The organism is Pseudoduganella sp. R-32 (assembly GCF_049913245.1).
GTDB lineage: Bacteria > Pseudomonadota > Gammaproteobacteria > Burkholderiales > Burkholderiaceae_D > Rugamonas.
In genome coordinates this window covers 1,536,709-1,562,725 of sequence record NZ_CP183987.1, presented here as the reverse complement: position 1 = coordinate 1,562,725, position 26,017 = coordinate 1,536,709, and the positions used below count along the sequence as shown (strand labels likewise).

Sequence of the window (26,017 nt, the reverse complement as noted above, 5' to 3'; positions counted from 1 at the left end):
CCCTTATTCCATCTCGTCCTGGCGGCGCTCATAGGCGCTCAGGAAAGCATCGCCCAGCGTGCCGTTGAAGTTGGACTCGCAGGCCTTGGCCAGGTCTGCATGCCTGGCGCGGTAGCTATCCCACAGGGCGGCCTTGCGCGCCAGCGGCAGCACCGTGCCCAGCACGCTGCGCTTCTGCTGCTCCTCGACCGCTTTCGGCGAAAGGCGCGTCAACGCTTCCGCCACGGCGCCCTCCATGCCGGCTTTGACGCAGGCCTGGTGGGCGGAGAGGTCGGCAAAGGCATCTTCCAGCGCTTCCACCGGGCCCATGAAGCCAGGCATTTTCTTGCGCAGCATCTGGGTCTTGGCAGCCTGGCTGTCAGGCAGGAACTTCAGGGGATTGTTGTTGCGTACGACGACGACCGTTGCGTCGGCGTGGATATTGCGCTTGAGCTCAGCGCGATTCAGCAGCAGGCTATGCGCACCGCTGATCGAGGTACCGACCAGTTTTCCCAGCATTTCCATGAATTCTGGCGTGAGTTGCCAGTTCGGTTGCACCCCGGCGCCGCGTTGGAACGCAGCCATCAGGGCATCGGCAGTGTGGTGTTCGGTCGAAGTTTCTTGCATGTGGATCTCCTATCCCCCGTAGCGTAGCAAAAATGATGCCCGCACGTAACTAATCAGTGCGTATTGTGCGCACCGGCGGTCAGGAAAAGCACAATTACAACACCAAGTGCAATTAAGACAACTTGGGGGATGGTTTCGCGCATGGTGGCGCGGCGTTGCATTTGCGGCATCAAGTCGCTGACCGCGATATAGATGAAACCCGATGAGGCAAACACCAGCACGAAGGGGATCAGGTTGGTAGCTTTGTCCAGCGTGTAGTAGCCAAGCACCCCGCCGGCGACGGACAACAGGCTGCACAGCAGGTTGTAGACATAGGCCCGGGTGCGTGAAAAGCCGGCATTGAGCAGCACGATGAAATCGCCGATTTCCTGCGGGATTTCATGGGCGATGATGGCTACCCCAGTGACGATGCCAAGCTGCGGGTTGGCCAGGAAGGCCGCCGCGATCAGGATGCCATCGGTGAAATTGTGCATGCCGTCGCCCAGCAGGATCATCCAGCCTGCACGGCCGGCTTCCGCCTTGTCGTGGCCGTGATGGTGGTGGTGGCCGTCATGCTCGTGATGGTGCGAATGGCGCAAGATTGCCAGCTTTTCAAGCAGGAAGAAGGCCAGCAGGCCGGCCAGCAGCGCACCGAACAGGTGGCGCGGGTCGGTGCCCGATTCAAACGCTTCCGGCAGCGCGTGCAGCAGCGAGGTCGACAGCATGATGCCGACCGACAGGCTGACCATCTTTTCGACCACCTTCGACAGCAGGGCGAACGAAAACACCGCCGCTGCCGTGATACTGGCAACGCCGGCAATCGTGGTGGCCAGCAGGATGGAGGTCAGGACGGGGTCGATGGTGCTTCCTTCGCGTGCAAACCGGGCATTTTACCGCCCTGCAGCATTTTTCGCTAACTTAGGCCACGCCGTGGGCCTGGAACCACGCTAGCGTGCGCTGCCAGCCATCCTGCGCCGCGTCCGGGCGATATTCCGGACGGTAGTCTGCGTTGAAGCCGTGCGGGGCATCGGGATAGACGTGGATGGTGGATTTGCCGCTTCCTTGCGCCAGGGCGGCGCGCATCTGCTCCACCGAAGCAAGCGTGATGCCCTGGTCCTTGCCGCCGTACAGCCCCAGTACCGGCACTTTCAGGGTTGGCGCAATGTCGACCGGCAGCGCGGGCCAGGCGGCAGTGCGTTCCCCCACCAGGCGGCCATACCAGGCGACGCCGGCTTTGACTTGCGGGTTGTGGTGGCTGTACAGCCAGGTGATGCGGCCGCCGTAGCAAAAGCCGGTGATACCCAGCCGGCTGGCATCGCCGCCGTTAGTGTGCGCCCACTCCACAACGGCATCCAGATCGCCCATCACGTCAGCATCGGGGGTCTTGCGGACGATGTTAGCCATCAGGTCAGCGATGGATTGCTCGCGGCTTGCGTCACCCTGGCGCACGAACAGGTCCGGCGCCAGCGCCAGGTATCCCGCCTTGGCCAAGCGGCGCGTCACGTCGGCAATGTGCTGGTGGACGCCGAAAATTTCAGAAACAACAAGAATCACGGGCAGCCTGGTCTTGCCTTCCGGCTGGGCGCGGTAGACCGGGACGGTTTGCCCGCCGACCTGGATCTGGATGGTGCCGGCAGTCAGGCCCGTGGTATCCGTGCTGATCACGGTTTGCGCCTGCACCGGCATCACAGCGGTGGCGAAACCGGTGCCCAAGGCAGCCTTGATGAAATCGCGGCGATCCATGCCTTCTGCTGGGCCAATCAGCGCTTTGGCGTCGTTTTGCAAATCCTGCATGCGGTTTAATTGTTGGGAATATTAATTGAATGACAATTGCAGCAGCCTGAATATGACAAAAATTGTCAACCCGATTGCCAAATTCTGTCAGCCCCACAGGAAATGGCACAGGCAAAACAACGGCTCGAGGGCTACCAGTCGGCTTAGTGGGCTTCTTCCCAGTTGCAGCCAACGCCCACTTCGGCCACCAGCGGCACCTTGAGTTCGGCCACGCCGGCCATCAGCTTCGGCAGCATGTCCTTGACCAAGGCCAGTTCGGCGTCCGGCACTTCCAGCACCAGCTCGTCATGCACCTGCATGATCATCTTGGTCGCCAGTCCTTCGCGCTCGATCCAGTCCTGCACCGCGATCATGGCCAGCTTGATCAGGTCCGCCGCCGTGCCCTGCATCGGCGCATTGATCGCCGCGCGTTCGGCGCCCTGGCGGCGCGGGCCATTTGGCGAGTTGATCTCCGGCAGCCACAAGCGGCGGCCGAACACGGTCTGCACATAACCTTGCGCCTTGGCTTCGGCGCGGGTTTCGTCCATGTAGCGCTTGACGCCGGCAAAGCGGGCGAAATAGCGGTCAATGTAGTTCTGCGCGGCGGTGCGGTCGATGCCAAGGTTTGCCGCCAGGCCGAAGGCGCTCATGCCGTAGATCAGGCCGAAATTGATCACCTTGGCATAACGGCGCTGCTCCGGCTGCACATCGGCTGGCGCCACGCCGAAGATCTCGGCGGCGGTGGCGCGGTGGATGTCTTCGCCTTCGTGGAAGGCGCGCAGCATCGCTTCATCGCCTGAAATATGGGCCATGATGCGCAGCTCGATCTGCGAGTAGTCGGCCGACACGATGTGCGCGCCAGGCGGCGCGATGAATGCTTCGCGGATGCGGCGGCCTTCGGCGGTACGCACCGGAATGTTCTGCAGGTTGGGATCGTTGGACGCCAGGCGGCCTGTGATCGCCACCGCTTGGGCATAGTTGGTATGCACGCGGCCGGTCAGCCTGTTGATCATCTTTGGCAGCTTGTCGGTATAGGTCGACTTGAGCTTGGCCATGCCGCGGTATTCCAGCAGCACTTTCGGCAGCGGATAATCTTCCGCCAGCTTTTGCAGCACTTCCTCATCGGTCGATGGCGCGCCGCTCGGGGTCTTTTTCACCACCGGCAGTTCCAGCTTGGTGAAGAAGATCTCGCCGATCTGCTTGGGCGAGCCGAGGTTGAACGGCTGCCCTGCCAGCTCGTAGGCTTTCTGCTCCAGTTCCAGGATGCGCGCCCCCAGTTCGTTGGACTGGGTCGCCAGCAGGGCGGCATCAATCAACACGCCGTTGCGCTCGATCTTCTGCAGCACCACGGCGGTCGGCAGCTCGATGGTGTTGTAGATGCGGGTCAGGCCTTCGTCGCCGGAGACCTGGCCGTGCATGGCCAGGTGCAGGCGCAGCGTGATGTCGGCATCTTCCGCCGCGTACTCGGTGGCGCGGCCGATTTCAACCTGGTCGAAGCCGATCTGGCTGGCGCCCTTGCCGCACACTTCTTCGTAAGCGATGGCCTTGTGGTTCAGGTGGCGCAGCGCCAGGCTGTCCATGTCGTGGGTGCGGTGCGACTCGAACACGTACGATTGCAGCAGCGTGTCGTGCACGATGCCGCGCAGGGTCACGCCGTGGTTGGCGAAGACGTGCGCGTCGTACTTCAGGTTCTGGCCCAGTTTCGGCTTGCTGCCGTCTTCCAGCCAGGGCTTCAGCTTCGACAGCACCCAGTCGCGCTGCAGCTGCTGCGGCGCGTCAGGGTAACGGTGCGCCAGCGGAATGTAGCAGGCAATGCCAGGCTCGGTGGACAGCGAAATGCCGACCATTTCGGCCAACATCGGTTCCAGCGAAGTGGTTTCGGTATCGAGCGCGGTCAGCGCGGCGGCATCGATGCGCGCCAGCCATGCTTTCAACTGCTCTTCGGTCAGCACGGTTTCGTAGCTGATGGTCGCCGGCGGCGCGGCAAACAGGTCGGCCGTGGCGCCCGGTGCCGGCACGGCAGCGGCAGCACTGCCCGGTGCCGGCGCGGCCGGGGTCAGGCCGGACAGCTCGCGCAGCAGGGTCTTGAAGCCGTACTTGGTGAAGAAGGCGACCAGCTGTTCGCGGTCTTCATCCTTGGCGCCCAGCGACTCGGAAATCGACATCATGTGCGCCGACAGGTCGCAATCGGTCTTCACGGTAATCAGCTCGCGCCCCTTCGGCAGCCATTCCAGCGCCGCGCGCAGGTTGCCGCCCACCACGCCGCCGATCTTGTCGGCGTTTTCCATGATGCCGGCCAGGCTGTCGTACTCCTGCAGCCACTTCAGCGCGGTTTTCGGGCCGCACTTGGCCACGCCCGGCACGTTGTCGACGGTATCGCCGATCAGGGTCAGGTAATCGATGATGCGGTTCGGCGGCACGCCGAACTTGGCCAGCACACCCGCCTCGTCCAGCTTTTCATTGGTCATGGTGTTGATCAGCATGACTTTCGGCGTCACCAGCTGGGCCAGGTCCTTGTCGCCGGTGGAAATCACCACGTCCAGGCCGGCCTGCTCAGCCTGCACCGACAGGGTGCCGATCACGTCGTCCGCTTCCACCCCCTCCACCATCAGGATCGGCCAGCCCATGGCGCGCACCGCTTCGTGGATAGGCTCGATCTGCAGGCGCAGGTCGTCCGGCATCGGCGCCCGGGTCGCCTTATAGTCGGGATACATATCGTCCCGGAAAGTCTTGCCCTTGGCATCGAAGACGCAGGCAATGTAGGCAGCCGGGAAATCGGCGCGCAGGCGGCGCAGCATATTGACCATGCCATGCATGGCGCCGGTTGGATAGCCTTCGGCACTGCGCAGGTCAGGCAAGGCATGGAAGGCACGGTACAGGTAGCTGGAACCATCGACCAGCAACAGGGTCTTTTGCATAGCAGGGGAGTGGTGTAAATCTCAATATTCCATTATCGCAGAGTTTTACAACGGGACAGGAGGGCATTTGATACAATGGTCAAACCAATAAATTGAACGAAATCCCATCATGCGCGCCCACACTTCCTGGCTTGCCCTCCCCCTAGTCCTGCTGGCCTCCGGCGCCCTGGCGCAGTCTGCCCCGCCCCAGCCGCAGCAACTGGAACGCATCGAGGAAGTGGACAATCCGGTCACCGTCACGGCCAAGCCGGGCCGGGAAACCAAGATTGTGGAAAAGCGCGAAGGTGGCCGCGTGACCGAAGCCAAGGTCAAGAGCGGCGGAAGCACGTATACCGTCAAGCCGAATACCCCGGCTGGCAGCGCACTGCCCGGCGATGCAGCCGGCTCGGCCAACCGTGGCCCGCAGTGGACTGTGCTGGAGTTCGACCTCCTCAGCAAGAAGAAGAAACGCTCTGCCGAGGAAGCGGAAAAGGAAGACGGCCCGCCGCCACCTCCACCGCCAGCCCAGCCGGCCGCGCCGACCAAGTAAGCGCGCGCCCCGTACGAACACTTAACCTGGTTTCTCATGGCAGTTTTTACCCCGGTCTCACTGGAAGATGTCGGCCATTGGATCAAGCAATTCCCCCTTGGCAAAGCCCTCGCGCTGAAAGGCATCGCGTCCGGCATCGAGAACAGCAATTTTTTCCTGACTACCGAGCGCGGCGAGTTCGTGCTCACGATTTTTGAAAACCTGACGTTCGAGCAGCTGCCGTTCTACCTGCAGCTGATGCGCCACCTGGCCGACCACGGCGTGCTGGTGCCGGCGCCCGTCCCCAACGACCAGGGCGAACTTTGCGTGCCGCTGCACGGCAAGCCGGCCGCCATCGTCTCCAAGCTGGAAGGCAAGCCGCAAATGGCGCCGCAACCGGTGCACTGCGCTGCGGTCGGCGCCATGCTGGCGCGCATGCACCTGGCCGCCCAGGACTTCGCCCTGCAGCAGCCCAACCTGCGCGGCTTGCCATGGTGGCGCGAAGCCACCGCCGCCGTGCTGCCGCACCTGGCGCTGGAACAAGCCCACCTGCTGCACGATGAAATGAAGTTCCAGGAAGCGCTGCACGCCTCCGACGACTACCACGCCCTGCAGCGCGGCCCGGTGCACGCCGACCTGTTCCGCGACAACGTGATGTTCGACGGCGAGCGCCTGACCGGTTTCTTCGACTTCTACTTTGCCGGCTGCGATAGCTGGCTGTTCGACGTCGCAGTGACCGTCAACGACTGGTGCATCGACCTGGCGACCGGCGCCCTCGACGAAGCACGCGTGCGCGCCATGCTGGACGCCTACCACGCGGTGCGGCCTTTCACCGCCACCGAGCATTCGCTGTGGCCGGCCCTGCTGCGCGCCGGCGCCTTGCGCTTCTGGCTGTCGCGCCTGTACGATTTTTATTTGCCGCGCGCCGCCGAAATGCTGACGCCGCACGACCCGACCCACTTTGAGCGCATCCTGCGCACACGCATTGCCGTTCCGGCCCCGGAGTTGTATTAAATGAGTAACATCCCCGCCAGCGCAGGCGTCGCCTGGATTCGCGAAGGCTTCGCCATCTTCCGCAAACAGCCCGGCGGGCTGATGCTATTGATGCTGGCCTACCTGGTGGCGGGTGTGGTGCTGGGAATTATTCCCCTGCTGGGGCAATGGCTGCCAATGATCCTGGCGCCGGTATTCACCGCAGTCTTCGTGCAGGCCTGCGCCGCCGCCGATCGCAAGCAAAGCCTGACGCCGGAAATGCTGCGCCCGGTCTTCCAGAAACCGATTTTCCCGCGCCTGGCCGGACTGGGGGCGCTGTTCGTCCTGGTGCTGGCCCTGCTGGCCATGCTGTTTGCGTCCGTGGTCGGCATGGACACGATGCGCCAGCTGGCGGAGCAGCAGGCAAAGCCGGATGCAGCAGCAGCGGCCGCGGCTGCCAACGGCAACTTCGGCTGGGCCATGTTTGTGATCTTCCTGCTGTCGCTGCCGCTCAGCATGGCGATGCTGTTCGCCGCGCCGCTGATCTTCTGGCAGCAAATGCGGGTCGGCAAAGCGCTGTTCTACAGCTTCTTTGCCGTCTGGCGAGCGCTGCGTGCCTTCCTGCTGTATTTCGTATGCTGGGTGGCGATTGTGATGCTGCTGACTAATGTGGTGCTGCTCCTGCTCGGCAAGACCCTGCTGGGCATGGCAGTGCTGCAATCGTCGCTGATGGTACTCGTCATGGTCATCCAATGCTCGGTATACGCCGCTTACAAGGCTATTTTTGGCGAGCCGGCGCTGCCGGGAGCGGCGCCAGGTCAATAATTGCCTCGAAATGGCTGCCTCTTCGAGGCTGCTGCGTGTATGTTGAGGGAGATTCCACCTGGTACTCGAGTATGAGCCATGAGGTTTGGCCTGGACTCGGCCCAGCGCACGTCACGAAAATTTCCGAATCCGAGTAGAAGCGCGTGCACTCCGTAGTAGTTCGCTGCACCACGCCATCGCTGAAACGAGTCTCACCCTCACTACCGCCCCAACATCCGAGAAGCTCGCCAGGCCGCCCAACTTCAGCGGCAAAAGTATTCGTCATGAGAGCTAAGAACAGCAAGGTGGAGATCTGCAATTTCATCGGGAATACCGAAGTCAGCGACCGTCGCGTATCGGGTCTGACCCTTGGGTCTGACCCTGATTTACCGGTTCTGGTTTGAAAATCGAAAGAGTGCAAAAGTCAGGCTGGCGCACAGGCCGCATGATCGCCGCGACCGCAATTGTCTCATCCCAAAAGTGCAAACCCGGTAACCCAGGGTCAGACCCAAGGGTCCGACCCGCCCGTGCCGCCGCTGCTGGCAAGCCTTGAATGCGCTCATTCCACCCGATCATAAATCCCTTAGGCCCATCCTTTCCGACGCGCGGCCTCGGCCTGGCGCCGCTTCTCCAGCTTGAACTGATTTTCAGCATCCAGTTTCACAAAGTCAGGATGGCGCGCAAAGTACGGGCCCAGCCAGCCGTCTTCGTGCGTAAATGCCATGGTCCACGCGAAGTTTGGCGGGAACACATAGTAGTCGGCGAGCGAAGATGACGTGGGGAGCAAATCGGTGACAAAGGCCAGTTTGCGATCATTCGCCAGGACGACGAACTCCATGCCCGCCTGTTGCTCGTATTGCTGAATTGCTTCGGCGCCGGCAATACTCGGATAGCGCGCACCGCTGAAAACATGCCAGAGGTATGCCTTCGTGTTGGCGCCCTGCCGGTTATTGCCGAATACCGCGAGCCAGTCGTCCGCAAGCTGGCTCGCCTCCGCCTCGGAGAACTGGCGCACTACGCTGCCCGGATGAACCATTTCCTTAATCCGCATACGCTTCCCTAGTCAGCCGCAGGTCAATCCGAAGCCTTCGTCCCAGATGGCTCGCTGGCATATTGCCGCGCCAGCGACTCAGAGAACGCCGTTTCGAGAGAACCAACGCGGAGCACAGTACTTCCCGACAACAACACACCAACGCCCCAGCGGTCCCACGTGCAGCCCAGTTCCGCACCAATGATCGTACCTGGCACATCTGGCAAGTGATGGATATATATCGCATTGAGACTAATATGACGTAGCACCTCTTCCCTTGACTGAATGTTGGGCAATGGGTTGTCGTGTTTTCGCGTAGATGAACTGGTGGCCAGCAACTCTGCGCAGTTGCTATGAACCGCATCAACAATCGAGTGGCCAATTTCTTCGGAGTTCTCAAGCACCCACTCCACGATTTCCATTTCCCGCTCCGATAAAGGAACAGGTTCGCGCCCGTAAGGAGCGTAAATCAAGTAGATATCCAACTGACGGTCGGCAGCCTGAAAATTAATCTCTCCCCAACGTTGACCGCTGACGCGTGCAACCATCAATGTGTCGTTGACACAGGAAAACGATAATCTTTCGGAAGACATAACTGAGGCTCTAGCGTGCGCTGGTTAGAAAGTTTGAGATCGGAATGTACCATGGCTCACGGTTGCCCCTGTACTCCAGTTTTTTTATGTACAAGACTTACGATGTCTTCAACCGTGTGGGTGTTCAAGGCTTCGTCGTCCGAGATCTCAATGTGAAACCGTTCTTCCAACGCACACACCACTTCCACGTCCGCCATCGAGTCAAAGGACCAAAAGAAACTCAGGTTCTTAGAAAAATCATCGGTATCTACAAGCCGAGACAAGTCTGCAGAAAGCTGCGTTTCGAGCACGTCTCGCACGCCAGCCACCACAGAAAGTGAAAAGCCCTTCTTCAGAAAATACGTTTCATAGAACTTCTCAGGCGTGAGCGATGCGCGCCCCTGGAAGGCACGCTCAATCATTCTTTTCCGCCGCCAGGAGTCGAGTCGCACAACAGCGAGCGCCAACGCGACGAGGCATAGAATTATCACGAAAGTTTTGATGCCTGCCTCCTGACGTGGATGACAATCACCTTAGCCAAACGACGACGAAAAGCACGAGCACGGACAACCCCAAGAGTTGAAGAATGCCTTTTGCGCTGACCGAATAGTCCCGCTTCCTTTTTTCAGCCGCTCGCTCCGACATAGAACGGATGAACTCCTCTTCAAAGTCAATCAGCGCGCTGAGCTGAGCGTGTTCGTCAGGACTAGCACTTGCAGTGAGCGTGGACCGTTCCCGCTCAAGATCTCTCTTCCTCCTTCTTGCGAGTTCGATCGGGCCTGGGCTTAATGAGGTGTACTGTCAATGGTGGACACTCTCGTCTCAAGCTGCCAGCACTTCCTTGTTGAAGTCTGCCGCAAAGCGTGCCGGCGATTTGTAGCCAAGGCGCGAATGACGCCGTTGGCGGTTGTAGAAGATCTCGATGTACTCCGTAATGGCCGCCTGCGCTTCAGACCTGCATGCAAAGCGACGATGATGAACCAGCTCATTTTTCAAGCTGCCCCAGAAGCTCTCCATCGGCGCGTTGTCGAAGCAGTTTCCCTTGCGCGACATCGAAGTCTGCATTCCGAATTGGTTCTGCAGTTTCCTGTATTTCTCGGCGCAGTATTGACTGCCGCGATCAGAATGATGGATCAATCCCGCCGCCGGTCTTTTGTTGCGCACAGCCCGCCACAAGGCTTGCGCCGTCAAGTCCTGCGTCATGCGTGGCCCCATCGCATACCCCACCAGCTCGCAGGTGAAAACGTCCTTCACGCCGGCCAGATAGAGCCAGCCTTCCTCAGTCGCGATGTAGGTGATGTCTGCCACCCAGGCTTCGTTTGGCCGCGTCGGCAGGAACGTTTGGTTCAACAAGTTCGGCGCGACCGGCATGTCATGCCCGGAATTGGTGGTGGCCTTGAACTTGCGCTTTTGTCTGCAGCGCAGACCAAGTTCTGTCCGCAACTTGGCGACGCGATCACGCCCGGCCTCAAATCCTTGCTCCTTCAGTTCAGGATGAACGCGCAGCGTGCCATAGGTTTCGCGCGATTGCTGATGCACGGCCTGAATCGCCACCTTCAGCTTGGCGTCCTCCTGAGCGCGGCGCGACGGCTTGCGCCCCTGCCATGCGTAAAAGCCGCTGCGAGAGACATTGAAGACCCTGCAAAGCAAATCCGTCGGGTATCCGTCGAGTCGCACCGACTTCATGAACGCGTACCTGGCAGCGACTCCCTTGCAAAGTACGCCGTTGCTTTTTTTAGCACTTCCTTCTCCATGCGTTCAACGGCCAATTCTTTGCGCAGCCTAGCCACTTCCGCTTCAAGCTCCGCCACGCTGCGACTACCGGGAGCAGCCCCAGTATCATTGCTTCGCTTTGCAGCGTTAACCCAAGTCCCCAGTGTTCCCTTAGGAATGTCAAGCCGCTGCGCGGCTTCCTCCAGTGTCAGTCCCTGTGCGAGGACTAGTTTGACCGCCTCTGCCCGGAACTCCGGTGTGTATGTCTTCGATTTCATAAATGCTTCTCCCGTTGCTAAGTTTAACAAACGAGAGTGTCCGAAAAAGTCAGGTTACCTCATAACAAGAAACGACCGAGGCCTTTCATTACCTGCGTGAACCGTCCTTCTGTAAAGATCGGCATTAGAACCCCTTACCATTCAACGGAATGACCTGACAAATGGGCCCTCTGGGGAAAAGAGGAAAACACCGCCATACTGGTAAGTAGCTTGCGTCACGGTGGCACGAATAACACGATCGTCTTGCAGCAAGAACTCGATTTTTTCCTTGCCAGTCGGTGCACGAAGTGGGATTGGCAGGACCAAGAAAATAGGCATCACTCCACCCCAAATTGTGTCGAACTCGTAAGTCCATAGTTCGGCTTTCGGTTCTTCTGAAACTGCCTTCACGCGTGTCGGGTTGCCCCAGTTTTCCCGCATCCAGCTGGTGGTCGGTGTCGAAATCCAGCGACCGTCTTGCTTATCAGTTCCTGGAGAGATTGCAGGCGGATTAGCGGATGGAGACTTTGCACTGAGTGAAACGCTCGGCATCTCAGTTTGCGTCGTCTTTTCTCCATACTGAACAAGGCCCACGCATCCCTGTAACGAAGTACTCATTAGCAGGATCATGAATAACGTTTTCAGCCGTTGGAACTGACTCATAAGAGGCTCTTTCTAGATCATGACAACATAACCGTTCAGCCATCCCGAGGACGGCGGCCGGCGGCATTGTTGGGACGTTTCGTTTTTTTGCGTCACGAATATACGACTTACGAATATGTCGTGGAACCCAAGACGCCAGTATGGCTTCAGCGTACTTTTGCTCAAGGTCGATTCGTCCAGAAACAGGCTTCGAGTGGCAGGCGCCGTCCATGTCGCCTCGAGCGCCGTTGGATGATATCGGGTCTAGTAAGCATGACGCCTGGCGCGCAGGTTCAACGTCACCGTCAGGCGTCCGCCGGATTGAATGATTGGGCATTCGCGCTAGCTCTTTCCCATATTGAGAACCGGACCTATGCTCCGCAGTACTGCCGACAATACTACAAGGAAGGCTAGGACCGACCAGATCTTGGACCCAGTGTATTTCCGCCCCGCGTTCCAAAGCGCCACGAGCAAGACACACAAATAGATCAGGAACGTGGCTCCAATCCAGTACGCCAAGTCATCCGACGCTACAGTACGTAGCGCGATGTTGACAAGGAAATTGGGAAGAACTCCAAATAACCAATATGTTTTCGCAAGGCCAAACTCACCGTGAATGAATTTTTCGTAGAGGCCCGCGTTGGGCTGCTTCGCGGATGTCTGTCCAGTGGTGCTTTGTGATTCGTTCATATTCAACCTAAAAATTTCCCCTTCAGGGCCTGCGTACTTAACGTGTGGGTTCGGTCGCACCGAAGGCGTCGGCCGGAATGCAAAGTGAGCCTATACCGCAATCGTACCGGCTTGCCACCCCTCTACAAACTCGGTTATCGATGGAGACAAAATCTCAAAGTGATCTTCCATCGGGTAATACGCCCAGAATCCCTCATACCCGAGCCGATATCCAAATCCAATTCCATCGACACCGGCACGTCCAACTTGTAAGAAGCCCCTCTCGCCGATTTCGTCGATTTGAGATAACGGTTCCAGAAGCCAAAGGCAGGAAGCCTCATCCCAAAGACCGTCCACGCTCCAGACTGAAGTGAGGTAGTCGGCACATTGATATTGTTCGAATCGACTGCGAGAGATGTTCATGATGCTTAAAGTTGGACTTGACCGGCTATTGCAGCGCGGCACGATGCTGGGGTCCGATTAACGAAATTGTTGGGCATTATACGAACTCCTTGAATAAGTAGACCTGATAGCCACGACCCTGCTTGAAGCCGTGCGGCTCCGATCACTGATCATGCGATTTCAAATACACCTTGAAACGTCTTTGGCCAGAGGACTGAATCGCGCACGTCATCAAGAAGCCTATACGCCGCCGTAATCTGTTCAAGAAGCCCTTACTCCGCAAGCAAATCTGTGACGTGTTCGAAGGACGCTTCGACTCATGAATTAACCGGCGCGTTTTAGCGCGTCCGGTTGAATGAACTGTTCGGCGAATTGCTGCATTTATCATGACTAGCTGGTTTTGATTGTGTGCCGCGCCTTGGCTTCCTCGTAACATACGACGCACACTATGGCCATTTCGTTGAATTTTTTGAACGCGTCCGTCATGCCGCCTTCTTCTAAAAATTTTTCTTCGCAGTGATAACACCACGCCTGCAGATCGTTCGGGTCATCAGAATTTTCAATGAATCCCGCTGGTGCTGGCTCGGATTGAAGCATGTGCCTGCAAACCACCGTCGCAATTCGTTCCCCGTGAGGCCCGCAATTCACAGTCATCAGGTCTGTTGTTGTCATCTTATTTTGTGGCCGAACGTGTTTGAATTAACCGACGCGTCAGCGCGTCCGTGTTGAATGAATTGTTATGCGATGAAAAAGCTTCGCGGATATCCAGCCAAGTAAAAATGTTACACCACAATAGAAGAACACAAGGGTTGCGATAATTGGGAGCATGATCATGGTGGACGAGAGTTGATCACCAAGAGCGAAGCCAAGCATGCAGCACGCGACCAGCGCAGCGAGGATGCCTCCCGCAAATTCGCTGAAGCGCGCAAAGCCACTAGCACCAACGCAAAAGCTTACGAGGCATACGCATACAACGCCGATCAAGTTCGCCGACAGTGCGCCAGCCGCAACAAAGAGAAGGAAAGTAAGCACACCAGAGATAAATGGCAAGTGCGATTTGGGGCGGCTAATCATAAGGCATAACGTGATTGCTCAGCGGCGAGCGGAAGCGGGCATCGCCCGCTGTAGCACGTCCGCTGGAGCAGAAGGTCAAAACAATTACTACTCCTTTTGACTGTCGGCGTTCCAGGAGTTCCAGGTGCCGACTTCCTTACCATTTTCATAGTGTACCTCAGCCACCAGTTGGCCATTTCCGTGAGTCCGGTTGACGGAATTGTTATGCGAATTTCGCAAAAACGTCATAGACGCTCCACTTTGGATCCCGCTCTGCTACACATTGAACTTCAAGTGAAGTTACATCAGACATGATTTGTTTGTGGACATCGGCAATGCCTGCAGCGTTGCCAACGTAGAACACGAATTCCTTAAAGGTCCCGGTTGTAATGGCTAGGACTTGAATCGATGGCCCCAACTTTCGGACTTGGGAGAGAATCGAGTCTTCGACGAGGGAGAGCTCCTGATTCTCTTCGGGGACAGGTAGCCCATCCGGATTTGCCTGCTTCAAAGGAACGGCAAAGCCAACGCGGATATCAAGTGCTGGGTGCTTAGCCCACGACTTTGCCGTTTCGTTGAAACGGACAATCATCGGACCGCCGTTTCCCTTCGCTTCGGCGATCGACCACTTGTGATTATCATCGTCGAGCGTTTCTATTGGGAGGTGTTTTTTTTTTGAAGGGCCACATAGCTAAGTTTTTTCAGGCATAACTTGTACGATAATCGGCGGCTGGAGCGCGCAGCGCGGAAGCCGTCCGGTTGAATAGTGGGTTAGGCTTAAGCGTCGAATTCAAGGCAATGCAATCCGCAGTCTTTTGCAAGAGAGATAAGTGGTTCGGCACGCTCTCTGGAGTTGAAGAAGGCAACGTTGGTGTCGTCCCAAGAGGCGACCAAGATGCAATCATACTCGGGCAGCAAGACGAATTGGGTAGAGTAGTCTTCAATCTTATCCATGAGGGTATTCATGTGCCTAAAGCAGACGTGAGCTCAGGTTTGGCCCAACGTGCCGTGCCAACCGGCACGACAAACGCGAAGCGATCGGCGTGTCCGGTTGAGCAAATTGTTGGGCAAATACCTACTCCAGAAACGGACATGGTTCCTTCCTGATCATTTCGAAGTGATGTATCCGACAAAGAACGCTGTGATGAATCGCACCGCGCGGGCATCCCTCGGCATGGCACGGCTCCGTCGGTCGTTCGGCACCCAATGAATCAAGGAACTCTCTATCCCACTTGAGCTTCGCTCCTTCCCAAGGAGCGGGTTCCGGTGCTCCAGGCTCAGGCAACCATGCATCAAAGCGCCAATAATAAATAAAGGACTCCAGCATGAGTTCGTCCGACGGAGAGTCTTGGAATTGCCGAGCAGCGTTTACCGTGTCCTCAATCGTTGGCGTGTCCAAGCCCTCCGAAGGGAACCCGTGTTCACTTGCGATAGCCTGAGGGTCATCATCTGAATCAGAAACGACCAATAGGCAAGCAGAATCAAGGCTAGGATTTTCGTCGCAGGGCAGATAAAGCCAACCGTCCTCTAGTTTTGCGGCCGCGGCAGCGCGAAGCGCGAAGCGCATTGTTAACGAACGTACTGAGGTAGTCATTTGTAGTAGTTCAGATCTGATCGTACAGTAAGGCCTTGCCAAGGGTGGGGTTACCCGGTTTGATAGAGGTGCGAATCTTTATTAAACCTGCGCGTTAGCGCAAAGGAGTAACCCCATGCGTAGTGTTCCTCAGAACGTCATTAAACACAAGGTCGGCCTGCTGAATCTGGCCGCCGAACTTGGCAACGTGTCCCGCGCCTGCAAGGTGATGGGCTTTTCCCGTGACACTTTCTATCGCTATCAGTCTGCCATGGAGACTGGCGGCGTGGACGCGCTCATCGACGCCAATCGCAAGAAGCCCAACGTCAAGAATCGCGTCGATGAAGCCATCGAGACGGCCGTAGTAGGCTTTTCGTTGGAACAGCCGGCATTCGGTCAAGTTCGGACGTCCAATGAGCTACGCAAGCGCGGCATCTTCGTCTCGGCATCGGGCGTCAGGTCAATTTGGCTGCGGCATGACCTGGAGTCCTTTAGGAAGCGCCTTTCTGCGCTTGAGCGGCACGTTGCGGAAACCGGGGATGTACTGACAGAGGCGCAGGTGGTAGCACTCGAGCGCAAGCAAGAAGATGACGTTGCCTTTGGCGAGATTGAGACTGCACATCCTGGCTATCTCGGAAGTCAGGACACGTTTTACGTCGGCACGATCAAAGGCGTCGGACGGATTTATCAGCAGACCTTCGTGGACACTTACTCCAAGTGGGCTGCCGCCAAGTTGTACAGCACGAAGACCCCGATTACTGCGGCAGATCTTCTTAACGACAGGGTCTTGCCGTTTATGGAGGAACAAGGGATGGGCGTTATCCGGATCCTCACCGACCGAGGTACCGAATACTGCGGGAAGCCGGAGAAGCACGATTACCAGCTGTATCTGGCGCTGAACGAAATCGAACACACCAAGACCAAAGTCCGACACCCTCAGACCAACGGTATCTGTGAGCGCTTCCACAAGACCATCCTGCAGGAGTTTTACCAGGTGGCGTTTCGACGCAGGATCTATCGGAGCATCGATGAACTGCAGGCGGACGTCGACGAATGGCTTCGCTACTACAACAACGAGCGCACGCATCAAGGGAAGATGTGCTGTGGCCGGACGCCGATGCAAACTCTAATTGACGGAAAGGAGGCGTGGCGCGATAAAATCATCGCACTGAACGACGGAATTTGATCTGACAGCGCCGATGTCCAAACCGGGTCACTGTCCGATCAGATCGCGACCACTACAAGTCATTGCTCTTGGGCCCAACGTGATTATTCAGCGGGCGCCACAGGCGATCCGCTGGAATTGATTGTTAGCCCATAGTCGTTCGCAAGCACAGCGGAAAGCTTAGATTCACTCAGGCCACCTCCAAACCAGAACCCCAAGAAGGAAGCCAGAGTATCGTGCATATCGAGAGCCTCTGGCGGGTACAGTACATGAATTGCCGTTCGAGTACGCAGTACATCAGCATCTTGAGACATATCTCGCCCGTTGATTGAATTCCACAGGCGAACTCGCTCTTTTTCAAGGTCGGACTCAGTCGCCACCCCGGTCGAAAATCGATTTGCCACTGCAGCGGCATCTCGGGCTTGAAGTGGTAAATCGTCAGTTACCCGATACAGCGCGTCGATCATAAACTTCTGAGCGAGAGCCACCTCACTCGGATCATCCAAATCAGCCGTTGCTGCAATCAGTTCAAAGTAGTCGTTGGCGTTCTTCATTGGCTAACGTTTGACGTAGCCGGACGCTACAGCGCGCAGCGATGTAGCGGTCCGGTTGACGGAAGTGTTATGCAGATTAGGAGGCTCACTCACCTGCCACGACCAATTTGGAGAGGGCTGATTGAAAGGTGTTCGGACTAGACACCGCGCGCTCAAGCCAGGTACGCCCGCTCTCCGATAAATCAACGTACGGTTTGCCTCGAGCGAGGAAGTCTTTGAGCCATTCTGATACGGCGGCCTCAGTTTCGATGCCGAGAGCGTATAGCGGACGCAGCGCAATAGGGAGCAATGCACTTTCCAGGTATGGTTTGCTTTGGCAGATAGGCGCGATTGCGAAAAAAAGGTATTGAGCGGCGCTGTCGCAGTTTGTTTGCAGCGAGCGCTCAATTCCATCGATCACGAACAGCACGTCGGCGTCCGCAACTGATGATGTTGAAGCAGCCAAATCTGCATGCAATTTGTATAGGGGGCGTTCCCAGTTCAGGATCATCTTAGGCATAACGTGCCAATTCAGCGGCGCTGTGAGGCGTCCGCTGGAATTCTAGGTTGGGCCATAACGTGACCATCATCGTATCCGAAATGGTAGACCTCACCATTAAAGTCGACTACCTCAATATGATCTCGCTGCAAAGAGAAACCTTCTGTAAAAATGTCTGCCCCGGAAGCCGACCATAGAACCTTGCCAGAAGAGTTGAAGCGGGCAATCTCCAACTCGCCGTGCGATATCAGTGATCCGGTGGGTTTGTGGTAGTAGAGACCAAAGCAAGTTGCTGAATCAGCCTCCAACGACCAGTGAAACTCAAATGGCGCAGTCCCAAAGCAAACAATGTAAGGTCCGACGGCGACATAAGCGCAACCATTGATTTCAAGCAGTGTGTTTGAATGAACACCTGTGGCGCCACCGCCTGCGCCAATGACTGCGACAGGATCTCCATCGATCATTACGCCATGCGCGGAGCTTGGGCGATAGTCTCCAGAAAGATCCAGTTCAACCGAATATCGCCGAGCATTGTCCGACGATCCAAACGAGTAACGTGGTTCGTTGATGATTTCAATTGTTGCCATAGTCACTGAACTCAATCCGCCCAACGTCGCTGTTCAGCGGCACCGTCAGGCGTCTGCTGGAACAAATGGTCGGAACAAAACGTGTTGCGATTGTAGAAATTCAGCAAATTAACACTCCCGCTTCTACAACATCATTCGGCTCAAGTGGAAAGTCGAGTGCTTGCTTGGGGCATATTTCAATTCCATTGCGCATCACATGGATGTCAACCAAGATAAATTCGGGCTTGAAGTCGTTGCCAAAGTAACGGAAGTACTTTGGCGGATCATGAAGTGCGAAGCAAAATCCAGTAGAAGATTCGTACTCCTCAAGCAGCCCGCCAAGGGTTGTCGCTTCGGATGCGAACCCAAGATTCTCCACAAGTTCGCGCAGATCCGGCATTTCAAATTGCGGATGATCAGGGGTGTAAAGAACTGGCATATTTAGGCAGAAATCCAACGTGTTGAATTCAACGGCGCCGCAGGCGTCCGCTGGAATGATGGGTTGGGACAAAAAAAGTATGCATGACTCATTTCTTGACCTTCAACAAGCCGAGAACATCTTTTTCCAAACGACTATCGATCCAAGGCTCCGGTGGGAAAACAGGGACCAATGAACCTTCGGATTCCTTTAGCATCAGAATTACCGGATAGTGATCCGACTTTGCAGCCAAGTCTGTGTCCATATGCCACCCCGGCCAGAACTCAACGTCGCGGACCTCTCCTTTGCGTAAAGCATTTCCGCGAAGCACGCGAACAATTCGCATTTTTGACACGAGGACGTTTCCCAGCCCAGGGCCGGTTCGGAATTGCCCTTTCAGAAGGATCGAGCCGTCAGCAGTTCGCCCATAAACAGAATCACTCGTTGCCACTGCGATCTGCGTTGCCCCTTGAACCATGTCTTTCAAAGGCATGTCTTGAACTTTAGTCGCCGATGCTAAAGGAAGCACGGCCATAAACAGGACTGCAAGAATACCGCGCAATTGATTCTCCCAGCGTGGGCCATAACCGGCGCGCGCCAGCGCGTCCGTGTTGATGGAAAAGTTGGGATAGGTCACTTTCCAGTCACCGAACTAAAACTAGCGTTTCGAATTGATTTCTCAAGAAAGGATAGTTCTGATTTTGCAAGCGCAGTTCCTTCGTTAGAGCTCAATATCGTATAACTGAAGTTCGCGATTCGAACGTGCGTTGGGCTCACCACATTCGCCACGTGCCACCAAAAGGTTATGAGCGGAGTTCCTTGCTCGGTTTCTCTTGAGACCTTCGTTGAAATGGCATTCCCGTTCGGAAGGAGTTCAGATGCGGGGTGACCGATCTGCGCAAGGACTCGATCACTCGTCAACTTTGCGTCCGAATTCGGTGGCTTCGCCGAAATGACATTCAGCCTGAGCGTGCCCGTACCGTCGCCTGGCTCATAGAATGTGCCGCCGCCCTCGGGTTCATACTCTTCGACCCATGCCGCTGGTATGGAAAACTCGACTAAGCCCCCGCGGTAGTTGATCTGCTTCGAACCAACGGGCTGCGCAGTACCTGAAGCGGCGCTTGTGGTTATTAATGCCGCGATACCGGCGATAAGTTTACGCACTCAAAACTCCCAACGTGGTTCAATTAACCGGCGCGCGTCAGCGCGTCCGTGTTGAATGAACAGTTGGGCGAAGAACACCCACGTACTCGGAGCGACTGCCGTCCCAGCCACAGGTTTTGCAGCGACCATTTTCAAATAGGTGCTCGCATGCCGGATATCTGTACAGAGCCGAGGCACACTCGGCACATAACGAAGCCATCGGCGAACGAGCTGCCACGAACGGGCTTCCGCATTCATCGCAGCGCTTCCCTTCTTCTTTCATCATGCGGCCCAACGTGGGACGTAACCGGCCGTAGCAGCGCGAAGCGATGCGGAGGTTCGGTTGACGGAAGGGTTGGGCATAGAAAAGCTAATGTTCACCGATTTTGCTCCCAGTGATCGCAAGCGTTCGCAATGACTTCACAGTCGCAGTACCCGCCATGTTCTTTGAGCCAGGCGATCGGGGCCTGCCGATCGAAGCCACTGCGATCGAGCCAAGACTCAGTGAATCGGAGGGTGTGATCGCATCCTTCAGCTTCCAGCGCCTGATCGACAGCAGAAAAGAGCTGCTCCATCAATTCGTCTTTGAGCGGGAAGGACGCTCGCGCCTGGATTTTCTGTTCGACTTTCCACGCACGTTTACGATTACGGTCGGTGTTATCCATTAGTTTTCGATCCAGCAGCCCAACGTGTTTGAATTAACCGGCGCGCGTCAGCGCGTCCGTGTTGAATGAATTGTTGGGCAGTTCGCTCATAAATCAGCATGGAAGTTCTCCAAGATTTCGTCTTTCGAAAATCCTGCTCCCAAAATGTCTTTTGGATAGATTAGCCCCTTACGACGAGTAGAAAGGATTCGTTCAATTTTTTCTACCGAGAGCGTATGCCCTTTCAAAGCAACGGCAACGCTGGTGATTTCAGTACGACGGGCAAGAAATTGCTGAAGTTGCTCAAGACTCAAACCAATGGAATGTGCAGCGGCGATCTCCGCTGCGATGTTGGCAGGGAAACCGGTCCCGACTTCAACGTTCAGGCGCCGTTCAAATTGTTCAAAGTATTCGGATAGCTCCATTACACAGCCCAACGTGAATTCGATGTCATATTGACGTTTTAACAAACATCATTATGACGTCTAACACTCTGGCAATCAATCTCCAAGCCATAACCAACTAGCTATGGCGGCGGCCAGACGGCCTTCCAAGCGCACCGCCGGTATAATGGCGGCATGCAAAATCTCCTCCACAACCTCAATCCCGAACAACTCGCAGCAGTCACCCTGCCACCGCAAAACGCCCTGATCCTGGCCGGCGCCGGATCGGGCAAAACGCGTGTGCTGACCACCCGTATCGCGTGGCTGATCCAGACTGGCCAGGTCTCTCCGGCCGGCGTGCTGGCGGTGACCTTTACCAATAAAGCGGCCAAGGAAATGCTCACCCGTTTGAGCGCCATGTTGCCGATCAATACACGCGGCATGTGGATCGGCACTTTCCACGGCCTGTGCAACCGCTTGCTGCGCACCCACTACAAGGATGCTGCGCTGCCGCAGACTTTCCAGATCCTCGATTCGCAGGACCAGCTGTCGATGATCAAGCGCCTGCTGAAAGCGAACAATATCGACGACGAGAAGTTCCCGCCGAAGCAGGTGATGTACTTCATCAACAACAACAAAGACCAGGGATTGCGCGCCTCGCAGGTGGAGGCCTACGACGCGCTGGAGCGCAAGCTGGTCGAGCTTTACCAGCTCTACGACGATCAGTGCCAGCGCGAAGGCGTGGTGGATTTCGCCGAACTGCTGCTGCGCACCTACGAACTGTTGTCGCGCAACGAGCCGCTGCGCCAGCATTACCAGCAGCGCTTCCGCCACATCCTGGTCGACGAGTTCCAGGATACGAACAACCTGCAGTACGCCTGGCTGAAGCTGATGGCGGGCCACGCCTCGCCGTTCGGCGGCGCGCTGTTCGCGGTGGGCGACGATGACCAGAGCATCTACGCCTTCCGTGGCGCCAACGTGGGCAATATGCAGGCCTTCGAAAGCGAGTTCCAGGTCAAGAACCTGATCAAGCTGGAACAGAACTACCGCTCGCACGGCCACATCCTGGATTCAGCCAACCTGCTGATCTCGAACAACAGCCGCCGCCTGGGCAAGAACTTGCGCACTGACGCCGGCCACGGCGAGCAAGTTCGCGTGTACGAGGCGAGCTCGGACCTGCAGGAAGCGCAATGGATCATCGAGGAAGCCAAGTCGCTGATTGCCGAAGGCGCCCTGCGCCGCGAGATCGCGATCCTGTACCGCTCGAATGCGCAATCGCGCGTGATCGAACATGCGCTGTTCTCGGCCGGCATGCCTTACCACGTGTACGGCGGCCTGCGCTACTTCCAGCGCGCTGAGGTCAAGCATGCCATCGCCTACTTGCAGTTAATGGACAATCCGCACAACGATTCGGCTTTCCTGCGCGTGGTGAACTTCCCTGCGCGCGGCATCGGTGCGCGCTCGATCGAGCAACTGCAGAATGCAGCGGCTACTTACAATTGTTCGCTGTATGCAGCCGTGCCATACATGGTCGGCAAGGCTGGCAGCTCGCTGGCCGCCTTCACCAAGCTGATTGAAGGCGTGCGTTTCGAGACGCAGCAACTGGCGCTGCCGGAACTGGTGAAGATCACGCTGGATTCTTCCGGCCTGCTGCAGCATTACCAGAACGAGAAGGAAGGCGCCGACCGCGTCGAAAACCTGGAGCAGATGGTCAGCGCGGCAACGCAGTTCGTTTCGGAGGAAGGCTTCGGCCAGGGCGCGCCTGCGCACCTCGGTCCGCAGGCCTCTGCAGCTGCGGGCGCGCAAGTGGTGGTGGCCGATGGTGTCGAGATCATTGATGCAGACGCTCCGCTGGCGACCGTGATGTCGCCGCTGTCAGCTTTCCTGTCGCACGCTTCGCTGGAAGCCGGCGACAACCAGGCGCAGGAAGGCCAGGATGCGCTGCAGTTGATGACGGTGCACTCGGCCAAGGGCCTGGAATTCGACAACGTCTTCATCACCGGCCTGGAAGAAGGCCTGTTCCCGCACGAGAGCAGCTCGAAGGAAGAAGGCGGCGTGGAAGAGGAGCGTCGCCTGATGTACGTCGCGATCACGCGCGCGCGCAAGCGGCTGTACATGTCGTTCTGCCAGACCCGCATGCTGCACGGCCAGACGCGCTACAACATGAAGTCGCGCTTCTTCGACGAACTGCCGGAGGAATCGTTGAAGTGGTTGACGGCGCGTGTGCAGAACAACTGGTTCTCTACCGGCTCGCGCAAGTCGGCGTGGGATGAAATGCCTTCCGTGCCAAGCGCGGACAACCGCCTGGCTGCACGCATGAACGAGCGCTCCGGTGCATCCGGCGGCTGGCGCATCGGCGAGTCTGTCGCTCACGCCAAGTTCGGCGAAGGCGTGATCGTCAACCTCGAAGGCAGCGGCGCCAACTGCCGCGCGCAAATCAACTTCGGCTCCTTCGGCATGAAGGTGCTCGACCTCTCGGTCGCCAAGCTGGAACGGCTCTGATGCCGGCTCGGGCGGAAGTGCTCGCATTTCCGCCCATTCCCACGGCTTGCACCGGATCTGTGATCCTTCCTACTGACGGGTTGCCAAACTTGTAAGGCGCCAGCAACCGTAAGGGTTGTTGTAGGGGGAGTCCTCGCCATAGTCGACGCTCGGCTCCTGCCTGAGGCGATAGACTGTTGCCTCTGCGTCCTCCGCAAACGTTTGATCATCGAACAACTCAGGCGATTCCACAAACTGGTGGCGATTGAATGTTCGCAACAGATCAGCGGCGCCTGCATGTCCTACACCATCTGTAATGGCGTCCGGAAGACCCAGGTTGTGCATCCCACAGGAATATGCCTGCTCGCCCGTGACATAGACCACCAGGGCGTCGAATGAGCTGAACAAATGAAAGGTCTCCACATAATCCAGCCAGGCTTGGGGCGCGTGAGCCACGCCTGCGCTCTCCACCTTTACGCCCAGGCCTCCCGCCTTCAACAAAGCGGCAGCGCAACGCATCATCGCTTCTGCTGCATCTTGTGATCCGCCTTTTCCAACGAGGTAGACCACTGACTTGTGTCCGCCAATTGCTTCGGCTTCGGGGGTATCTCGCCAATGTGGTCCTGCCGCCCGGAATGCCCGCTGCATCCTGGAATCGTGCTCCTCAAATTCGAGGGTGCACGCAAATTTTGATTCAATGTGCATCAGCACCGAACCTGCGAATAGATAACCTTCGCTATCGCGAACTACTCGTTCGAGCAGTCATCTGCATTTTTGCATAAGCTAAAAGCGATTATTTGAAATATTCATGCAATGAAGCATAGCCTACAGTGGACGCCATCGTTACTGACATTCCCACTGGAGGCTACACATGGAAACCCTTCTGATCCCTGCTTCGCTCCTCGCCGGCGGCCTGCTCGCCGTGCAGGCGGGCGCTAATGCGCAACTGTCCAAAGCAACCGGCAGTCCTTTTGCGGCAACTACGCTGCAGCTCTCGGTCGGCACGCTTGCGCTGCTGGTGCTTGCCCTGCTCACTGGAACATTGACCGCCGTCGCTGCCCTCCCCAGCGTGCCTTGGTGGCATGCGGTCGGCGGCGTGGCGAGCGCCTTCTATGTCGTCTCCACCATCCTGCTGTTTCCTCGCCTAGGCGCGATCGTATCGGTTGGCCTGTTCATTGCGGGCCAGATGCTGGCGTCATTTGCGCTTGATGTCACCGGACTGGCGGGCGGCACGCCGCGCACAATCGATGCGCCGCTTGCCATCGGCATGCTGGCCATCCTGGCAGGTGCCGCCATCATCGTGAAGGGGCAGTCGGGCCAGCAGTCGCAGCCTGGCGCGGGCAAGGCTGGCTGGATTGTCCTGGCGCTGCTGGCCGGGGCGGTCCTTCCGGTGCAGGGCGTGGTGAACGGTTTGCTGCGGCATGACCTTGGTGCACCGTTCGTGGTCGGCGCCGTGAGCTTTCTCGTCGCCACCCTGGCGATGACGGTGACGCTGCTGTTCTCGGCCACGGTACTGCGCGCACCGGCGCCCACGCTGCAAGGACTGCCTGCCATGCCCTGGTGGGGTTGGCTGGGCGGCTTCGCCGGCGCGATCTATGTGACCACCGTTTTCACTGCAATCCCGGTCATCGGCGCTTCGGCGGCAGTCGGCTTGACGGTGGCAGGACAGCAAGTGGCGTCAGTTTTCGTCGACCGTCATGGCTGGTTCCGGCTGCCGAAGCGTGATGTTTCCGCGCTGCGCTTGACGGGCGTCGTGCTGCTGCTGGCCGGTGTGGCAGTCATCAAGCTACTGTGAGAGACGCCAGCCCCACCAGGTATAGTGGTATTCGCGCTCCTCGACCTTGAAGGCGGTTCCGCAAACAGAGCATGAACACCGGTAAAAGTCGACCCAGTTGCCTTCGAGGTAGGTGATTCCTTCGATGCGCACATTCCCTGCGGCTAGCTCCTGATTCGGGTCGAACATCAGGTATTCGGGATAAAGGCGGCACAGGCACCCTTCCCGGTCACGGTGAAAACGCAGCTTTCGAAGGGCAAACTGCAGGTGTTTATCGTTGGGGAACACCACGCCCCCAAGCGAGAGCTTCTTCGTGCTGGCCGCAATCTCGTCGAGAATCGAAGCGAGTGCATCCAGTTCTGCGCTGTCGCGCAGCTTGATAATCGCGCATGCACTCGACCAGACCCTGGTCGCATCTCCCGACAGGATATCGTCTTTAAGTTTGCTCATTCTCTAGCATTTGCTCGCGGTTCATCGTGCCTGCATTGTACTGAATGCAGGATTTTCGCCACATCTTGTCGGGAAACCGCCAAGTTGGGGGCCCGGGCCTTGAAGGCGCTCCTGAAGATGCGAATATGCGCTTCATGCAAACCAAAGGAGCAATGATGAACACGCAAAACGAGCTTGCTGCTATCAACCAGAAGATCCTCGCCGACGGCGAGTCCCTGCCGCTGGTGCAGTTAAAAGACGGCAGCAAGGTACAAACCGGCACCGTCGCAACGATGCTGCGCAACATCGAGTTGTACAACGCCGGAGAGCGTGGCGAGATTGAGAAAGAACTCGCGGCGGCCATCCCGACCGTCGCCAAGGTCGGGCTGTTCGACCTGTTCCCCCCGGAAGAATGGATCGCAGGGGACAACCAGGGGCGCCGTCTGGTCGGCACCCTGGCGGCGCAGTACTTTGCCTGAGCGCTGTCCGCACCGTTGCCAGTGACGGACGT

At 57.4% G+C, this 26,017-nt stretch carries 31 protein-coding genes; 8 read left to right on the top strand and 23 right to left on the bottom strand.

What is annotated here, in order from left to right:
- Positions 1–3 precede the first annotated feature (3 nt).
- The 4 genes from tagH to polA form a co-directional block, all read right to left on the bottom strand.
- Complete coding sequence (gene tagH / locus ACN9MU_RS07355; protein WP_426321401.1) at positions 4–606, bottom strand: type VI secretion system-associated FHA domain protein TagH; 603 nt, start codon at positions 604–606, stop codon at positions 4–6.
- A gap of 53 nt (positions 607–659) precedes the next feature.
- Positions 660–1,373 carry a ZIP family metal transporter gene (locus ACN9MU_RS07350; RefSeq protein ID WP_426169071.1) on the bottom strand — a complete coding sequence of 238 codons (714 nt, stop codon included), beginning with the start codon at positions 1,371–1,373 and terminating at the stop codon, positions 660–662.
- 130 nt (positions 1,374–1,503) lie between these two features.
- Positions 1,504–2,379, bottom strand: a complete 876-nt coding sequence (locus ACN9MU_RS07345; RefSeq protein ID WP_426169068.1) for a dienelactone hydrolase family protein — start codon at positions 2,377–2,379, stop codon at positions 1,504–1,506.
- Between the two features lie 143 nt (positions 2,380–2,522).
- A complete protein-coding gene (gene polA, locus ACN9MU_RS07340) occupies positions 2,523–5,276 on the bottom strand; it encodes a DNA polymerase I (RefSeq protein WP_426344362.1) in 2,754 nt (917 codons plus the stop codon).
- A gap of 109 nt (positions 5,277–5,385) precedes the next feature.
- Between polA and ACN9MU_RS07335 the strand changes: the two genes are divergently transcribed.
- Genes ACN9MU_RS07335 through ACN9MU_RS07325 form a run of 3 tightly spaced genes read left to right on the top strand, consistent with a single transcriptional unit; the run spans position 5,386 to position 7,581 of the window.
- Positions 5,386–5,805, top strand: coding sequence for a hypothetical protein (locus ACN9MU_RS07335; protein ID WP_426169063.1), 420 nt, complete (start codon positions 5,386–5,388; stop codon positions 5,803–5,805).
- A 36-nt stretch (positions 5,806–5,841) separates the two neighbouring features.
- Complete coding sequence (locus ACN9MU_RS07330; protein ID WP_426321398.1) at positions 5,842–6,798, top strand: homoserine kinase; 957 nt, start codon at positions 5,842–5,844, stop codon at positions 6,796–6,798.
- Entirely contained in the window at positions 6,799–7,581 is a 783-nt protein-coding gene (locus ACN9MU_RS07325; protein ID WP_426169058.1) for a BPSS1780 family membrane protein, read from the top strand.
- Positions 7,582–8,143: 562 nt separating this feature from the next.
- On the opposite strand, the gene ACN9MU_RS07320 is transcribed toward ACN9MU_RS07325, so the two are convergent.
- The 6 genes from ACN9MU_RS07320 to ACN9MU_RS07295 form a co-directional block, all read right to left on the bottom strand.
- On the bottom strand, positions 8,144–8,611 hold the full coding sequence (locus ACN9MU_RS07320) for a DUF4275 family protein (RefSeq protein WP_426321394.1): 468 nt from the start codon (positions 8,609–8,611) through the stop codon (positions 8,144–8,146).
- A gap of 23 nt (positions 8,612–8,634) precedes the next feature.
- Positions 8,635–9,138, bottom strand: a complete 504-nt coding sequence (locus ACN9MU_RS07315) for a DUF6985 domain-containing protein (protein ID WP_426321392.1) — start codon at positions 9,136–9,138, stop codon at positions 8,635–8,637.
- A gap of 101 nt (positions 9,139–9,239) precedes the next feature.
- A complete protein-coding gene (locus ACN9MU_RS07310; protein WP_426321390.1) occupies positions 9,240–9,584 on the bottom strand; it encodes an acyl carrier protein in 345 nt (114 codons plus the stop codon).
- Between the two features lie 400 nt (positions 9,585–9,984).
- A protein-coding gene (locus ACN9MU_RS07305) for an IS3 family transposase (protein ID WP_426344361.1) occupies positions 9,985–11,153 on the bottom strand; the annotation gives its coding sequence in 2 pieces (ribosomal slippage) (positions 9,985–10,886 and positions 10,886–11,153; 1,170 coding nt in all).
- 141 nt (positions 11,154–11,294) lie between these two features.
- Positions 11,295–11,795: a hypothetical protein gene (locus ACN9MU_RS07300; RefSeq protein ID WP_426344360.1), complete on the bottom strand. Its 501-nt coding sequence runs from the start codon at positions 11,793–11,795 to the stop codon at positions 11,295–11,297.
- 1,440 nt (positions 11,796–13,235) lie between these two features.
- Complete coding sequence (locus tag ACN9MU_RS07295) at positions 13,236–13,517, bottom strand: hypothetical protein (protein ID WP_426344359.1); 282 nt, start codon at positions 13,515–13,517, stop codon at positions 13,236–13,238.
- Positions 13,518–13,691: 174 nt separating this feature from the next.
- Here ACN9MU_RS07295 and ACN9MU_RS07290 point away from each other — a divergent pair, with 174 nt between their 5' ends.
- The gene (locus tag ACN9MU_RS07290; RefSeq protein WP_426344358.1) at positions 13,692–13,928 is read left to right on the top strand and encodes a hypothetical protein; all 237 of its coding nucleotides are present in this window, start codon (positions 13,692–13,694) and stop codon (positions 13,926–13,928) included.
- Between the two features lie 193 nt (positions 13,929–14,121).
- On the opposite strand, the gene ACN9MU_RS07285 is transcribed toward ACN9MU_RS07290, so the two are convergent.
- The 3 genes from ACN9MU_RS07285 to ACN9MU_RS07275 form a co-directional block, all read right to left on the bottom strand.
- Positions 14,122–14,520, bottom strand: coding sequence for a DUF695 domain-containing protein (locus ACN9MU_RS07285; RefSeq protein WP_426344873.1), 399 nt, complete (start codon positions 14,518–14,520; stop codon positions 14,122–14,124).
- A gap of 155 nt (positions 14,521–14,675) precedes the next feature.
- Positions 14,676–14,852 (bottom strand): hypothetical protein, encoded by a 177-nt coding sequence (locus ACN9MU_RS07280; RefSeq protein ID WP_426344357.1) that lies wholly within the window; start codon positions 14,850–14,852, stop codon positions 14,676–14,678.
- Between the two features lie 121 nt (positions 14,853–14,973).
- Complete coding sequence (locus tag ACN9MU_RS07275) at positions 14,974–15,465, bottom strand: DUF7716 domain-containing protein (protein WP_426344872.1); 492 nt, start codon at positions 15,463–15,465, stop codon at positions 14,974–14,976.
- Positions 15,466–15,607: 142 nt separating this feature from the next.
- On the opposite strand from ACN9MU_RS07275, the gene ACN9MU_RS07270 reads away from it, so the two are divergent.
- The gene (locus tag ACN9MU_RS07270; protein ID WP_426317908.1) at positions 15,608–16,657 is read left to right on the top strand and encodes an IS481 family transposase; all 1,050 of its coding nucleotides are present in this window, start codon (positions 15,608–15,610) and stop codon (positions 16,655–16,657) included.
- A gap of 83 nt (positions 16,658–16,740) precedes the next feature.
- Here ACN9MU_RS07270 and ACN9MU_RS07265 read toward each other — a convergent pair whose 3' ends face one another.
- The 8 genes from ACN9MU_RS07265 to ACN9MU_RS07230 all read right to left on the bottom strand — a co-directional run bounded on the left by ACN9MU_RS07265 (position 16,741) and on the right by ACN9MU_RS07230 (position 20,864).
- Positions 16,741–17,190, bottom strand: a complete 450-nt coding sequence (locus ACN9MU_RS07265; RefSeq protein WP_426344356.1) for a hypothetical protein — start codon at positions 17,188–17,190, stop codon at positions 16,741–16,743.
- 85 nt (positions 17,191–17,275) lie between these two features.
- On the bottom strand, positions 17,276–17,689 hold the full coding sequence (locus ACN9MU_RS07260; RefSeq protein WP_426344355.1) for a hypothetical protein: 414 nt from the start codon (positions 17,687–17,689) through the stop codon (positions 17,276–17,278).
- Between the two features lie 11 nt (positions 17,690–17,700).
- Positions 17,701–18,255, bottom strand: a complete 555-nt coding sequence (locus tag ACN9MU_RS07255; RefSeq protein WP_426344354.1) for a hypothetical protein — start codon at positions 18,253–18,255, stop codon at positions 17,701–17,703.
- A 100-nt stretch (positions 18,256–18,355) separates the two neighbouring features.
- Entirely contained in the window at positions 18,356–18,745 is a 390-nt protein-coding gene (locus ACN9MU_RS07250) for a hypothetical protein (RefSeq protein WP_426344353.1), read from the bottom strand.
- Positions 18,746–18,761: 16 nt separating this feature from the next.
- Positions 18,762–19,289 (bottom strand): hypothetical protein, encoded by a 528-nt coding sequence (locus ACN9MU_RS07245; protein WP_426344352.1) that lies wholly within the window; start codon positions 19,287–19,289, stop codon positions 18,762–18,764.
- Positions 19,286–19,816, bottom strand: coding sequence for a hypothetical protein (locus ACN9MU_RS07240; protein ID WP_426344351.1), 531 nt, complete (start codon positions 19,814–19,816; stop codon positions 19,286–19,288). Before ACN9MU_RS07240 ends, ACN9MU_RS07245 begins: the two co-directional genes overlap by 4 nt.
- 356 nt (positions 19,817–20,172) lie before the next feature.
- Positions 20,173–20,460, bottom strand: coding sequence for a DUF2695 domain-containing protein (locus ACN9MU_RS07235; RefSeq protein WP_426169025.1), 288 nt, complete (start codon positions 20,458–20,460; stop codon positions 20,173–20,175).
- An 86-nt stretch (positions 20,461–20,546) separates the two neighbouring features.
- Entirely contained in the window at positions 20,547–20,864 is a 318-nt protein-coding gene (locus ACN9MU_RS07230) for a hypothetical protein (RefSeq protein ID WP_426344350.1), read from the bottom strand.
- Positions 20,865–21,017: 153 nt separating this feature from the next.
- On the opposite strand from ACN9MU_RS07230, the gene ACN9MU_RS07225 reads away from it, so the two are divergent.
- Positions 21,018–23,324, top strand: coding sequence for a UvrD-helicase domain-containing protein (locus ACN9MU_RS07225; RefSeq protein ID WP_426321386.1), 2,307 nt, complete (start codon positions 21,018–21,020; stop codon positions 23,322–23,324).
- A gap of 69 nt (positions 23,325–23,393) precedes the next feature.
- Here the strand turns inward: ACN9MU_RS07225 and ACN9MU_RS07220 are convergent, their stop codons facing one another.
- Entirely contained in the window at positions 23,394–24,014 is a 621-nt protein-coding gene (locus ACN9MU_RS07220; protein ID WP_426344349.1) for a hypothetical protein, read from the bottom strand.
- Between the two features lie 160 nt (positions 24,015–24,174).
- Here ACN9MU_RS07220 and ACN9MU_RS07215 point away from each other — a divergent pair, with 160 nt between their 5' ends.
- Positions 24,175–25,098 carry a DMT family transporter gene (locus tag ACN9MU_RS07215; RefSeq protein ID WP_426344348.1) on the top strand — a complete coding sequence of 308 codons (924 nt, stop codon included), beginning with the start codon at positions 24,175–24,177 and terminating at the stop codon, positions 25,096–25,098.
- Here ACN9MU_RS07215 and ACN9MU_RS07210 read toward each other — a convergent pair.
- Entirely contained in the window at positions 25,090–25,527 is a 438-nt protein-coding gene (locus tag ACN9MU_RS07210; RefSeq protein WP_426344347.1) for a hypothetical protein, read from the bottom strand. The two genes, ACN9MU_RS07215 and ACN9MU_RS07210, sit on opposite strands and share 9 nt — an antisense overlap.
- 152 nt (positions 25,528–25,679) lie before the next feature.
- Here ACN9MU_RS07210 and ACN9MU_RS07205 point away from each other — a divergent pair, with 152 nt between their 5' ends.
- Positions 25,680–25,985, top strand: a complete 306-nt coding sequence (locus ACN9MU_RS07205; protein WP_426321380.1) for a DUF7709 family protein — start codon at positions 25,680–25,682, stop codon at positions 25,983–25,985.
- Positions 25,986–26,017: the final 32 nt, after the last annotated feature.

Excerpts from the sequence above, each read along its gene's own strand:
- tagH (WP_426321401.1), bottom strand. The coding sequence starts at position 606 with ATGCAAGAAACTTCGACCGAACACCACACTGCCGATGCCCTGATGGCT.
- ACN9MU_RS07345 (WP_426169068.1), bottom strand. The coding sequence starts at position 2,379 with ATGCAGGATTTGCAAAACGACGCCAAAGCGCTGATTGGCCCAGCAGAA.
- polA (WP_426344362.1), bottom strand. The coding sequence starts at position 5,276 with ATGCAAAAGACCCTGTTGCTGGTCGATGGTTCCAGCTACCTGTACCGT.
- ACN9MU_RS07335 (WP_426169063.1), top strand. The coding sequence starts at position 5,386 with ATGCGCGCCCACACTTCCTGGCTTGCCCTCCCCCTAGTCCTGCTGGCC.
- ACN9MU_RS07330 (WP_426321398.1), top strand. The coding sequence starts at position 5,842 with ATGGCAGTTTTTACCCCGGTCTCACTGGAAGATGTCGGCCATTGGATC.
- ACN9MU_RS07325 (WP_426169058.1), top strand. The coding sequence starts at position 6,799 with ATGAGTAACATCCCCGCCAGCGCAGGCGTCGCCTGGATTCGCGAAGGC.
- ACN9MU_RS07320 (WP_426321394.1), bottom strand. The coding sequence starts at position 8,611 with ATGCGGATTAAGGAAATGGTTCATCCGGGCAGCGTAGTGCGCCAGTTC.
- ACN9MU_RS07315 (WP_426321392.1), bottom strand. The coding sequence starts at position 9,138 with ATGGTTGCACGCGTCAGCGGTCAACGTTGGGGAGAGATTAATTTTCAG.
- ACN9MU_RS07310 (WP_426321390.1), bottom strand. The coding sequence starts at position 9,584 with ATGATTGAGCGTGCCTTCCAGGGGCGCGCATCGCTCACGCCTGAGAAG.
- ACN9MU_RS07300 (WP_426344360.1), bottom strand. The coding sequence starts at position 11,795 with ATGAGTCAGTTCCAACGGCTGAAAACGTTATTCATGATCCTGCTAATG.
- ACN9MU_RS07295 (WP_426344359.1), bottom strand. The coding sequence starts at position 13,517 with ATGACAACAACAGACCTGATGACTGTGAATTGCGGGCCTCACGGGGAA.
- ACN9MU_RS07280 (WP_426344357.1), bottom strand. The coding sequence starts at position 14,852 with ATGGATAAGATTGAAGACTACTCTACCCAATTCGTCTTGCTGCCCGAG.
- ACN9MU_RS07275 (WP_426344872.1), bottom strand. The coding sequence starts at position 15,465 with ATGCGCTTCGCGCTTCGCGCTGCCGCGGCCGCAAAACTAGAGGACGGT.
- ACN9MU_RS07270 (WP_426317908.1), top strand. The coding sequence starts at position 15,608 with ATGCGTAGTGTTCCTCAGAACGTCATTAAACACAAGGTCGGCCTGCTG.
- ACN9MU_RS07265 (WP_426344356.1), bottom strand. The coding sequence starts at position 17,190 with ATGAAGAACGCCAACGACTACTTTGAACTGATTGCAGCAACGGCTGAT.
- ACN9MU_RS07260 (WP_426344355.1), bottom strand. The coding sequence starts at position 17,689 with ATGCCTAAGATGATCCTGAACTGGGAACGCCCCCTATACAAATTGCAT.
- ACN9MU_RS07255 (WP_426344354.1), bottom strand. The coding sequence starts at position 18,255 with ATGGCAACAATTGAAATCATCAACGAACCACGTTACTCGTTTGGATCG.
- ACN9MU_RS07235 (WP_426169025.1), bottom strand. The coding sequence starts at position 20,460 with ATGGATAACACCGACCGTAATCGTAAACGTGCGTGGAAAGTCGAACAG.
- ACN9MU_RS07230 (WP_426344350.1), bottom strand. The coding sequence starts at position 20,864 with ATGGAGCTATCCGAATACTTTGAACAATTTGAACGGCGCCTGAACGTT.
- ACN9MU_RS07225 (WP_426321386.1), top strand. The coding sequence starts at position 21,018 with ATGCAAAATCTCCTCCACAACCTCAATCCCGAACAACTCGCAGCAGTC.
- ACN9MU_RS07215 (WP_426344348.1), top strand. The coding sequence starts at position 24,175 with ATGGAAACCCTTCTGATCCCTGCTTCGCTCCTCGCCGGCGGCCTGCTC.
- ACN9MU_RS07210 (WP_426344347.1), bottom strand. The coding sequence starts at position 25,527 with ATGAGCAAACTTAAAGACGATATCCTGTCGGGAGATGCGACCAGGGTC.
- ACN9MU_RS07205 (WP_426321380.1), top strand. The coding sequence starts at position 25,680 with ATGATGAACACGCAAAACGAGCTTGCTGCTATCAACCAGAAGATCCTC.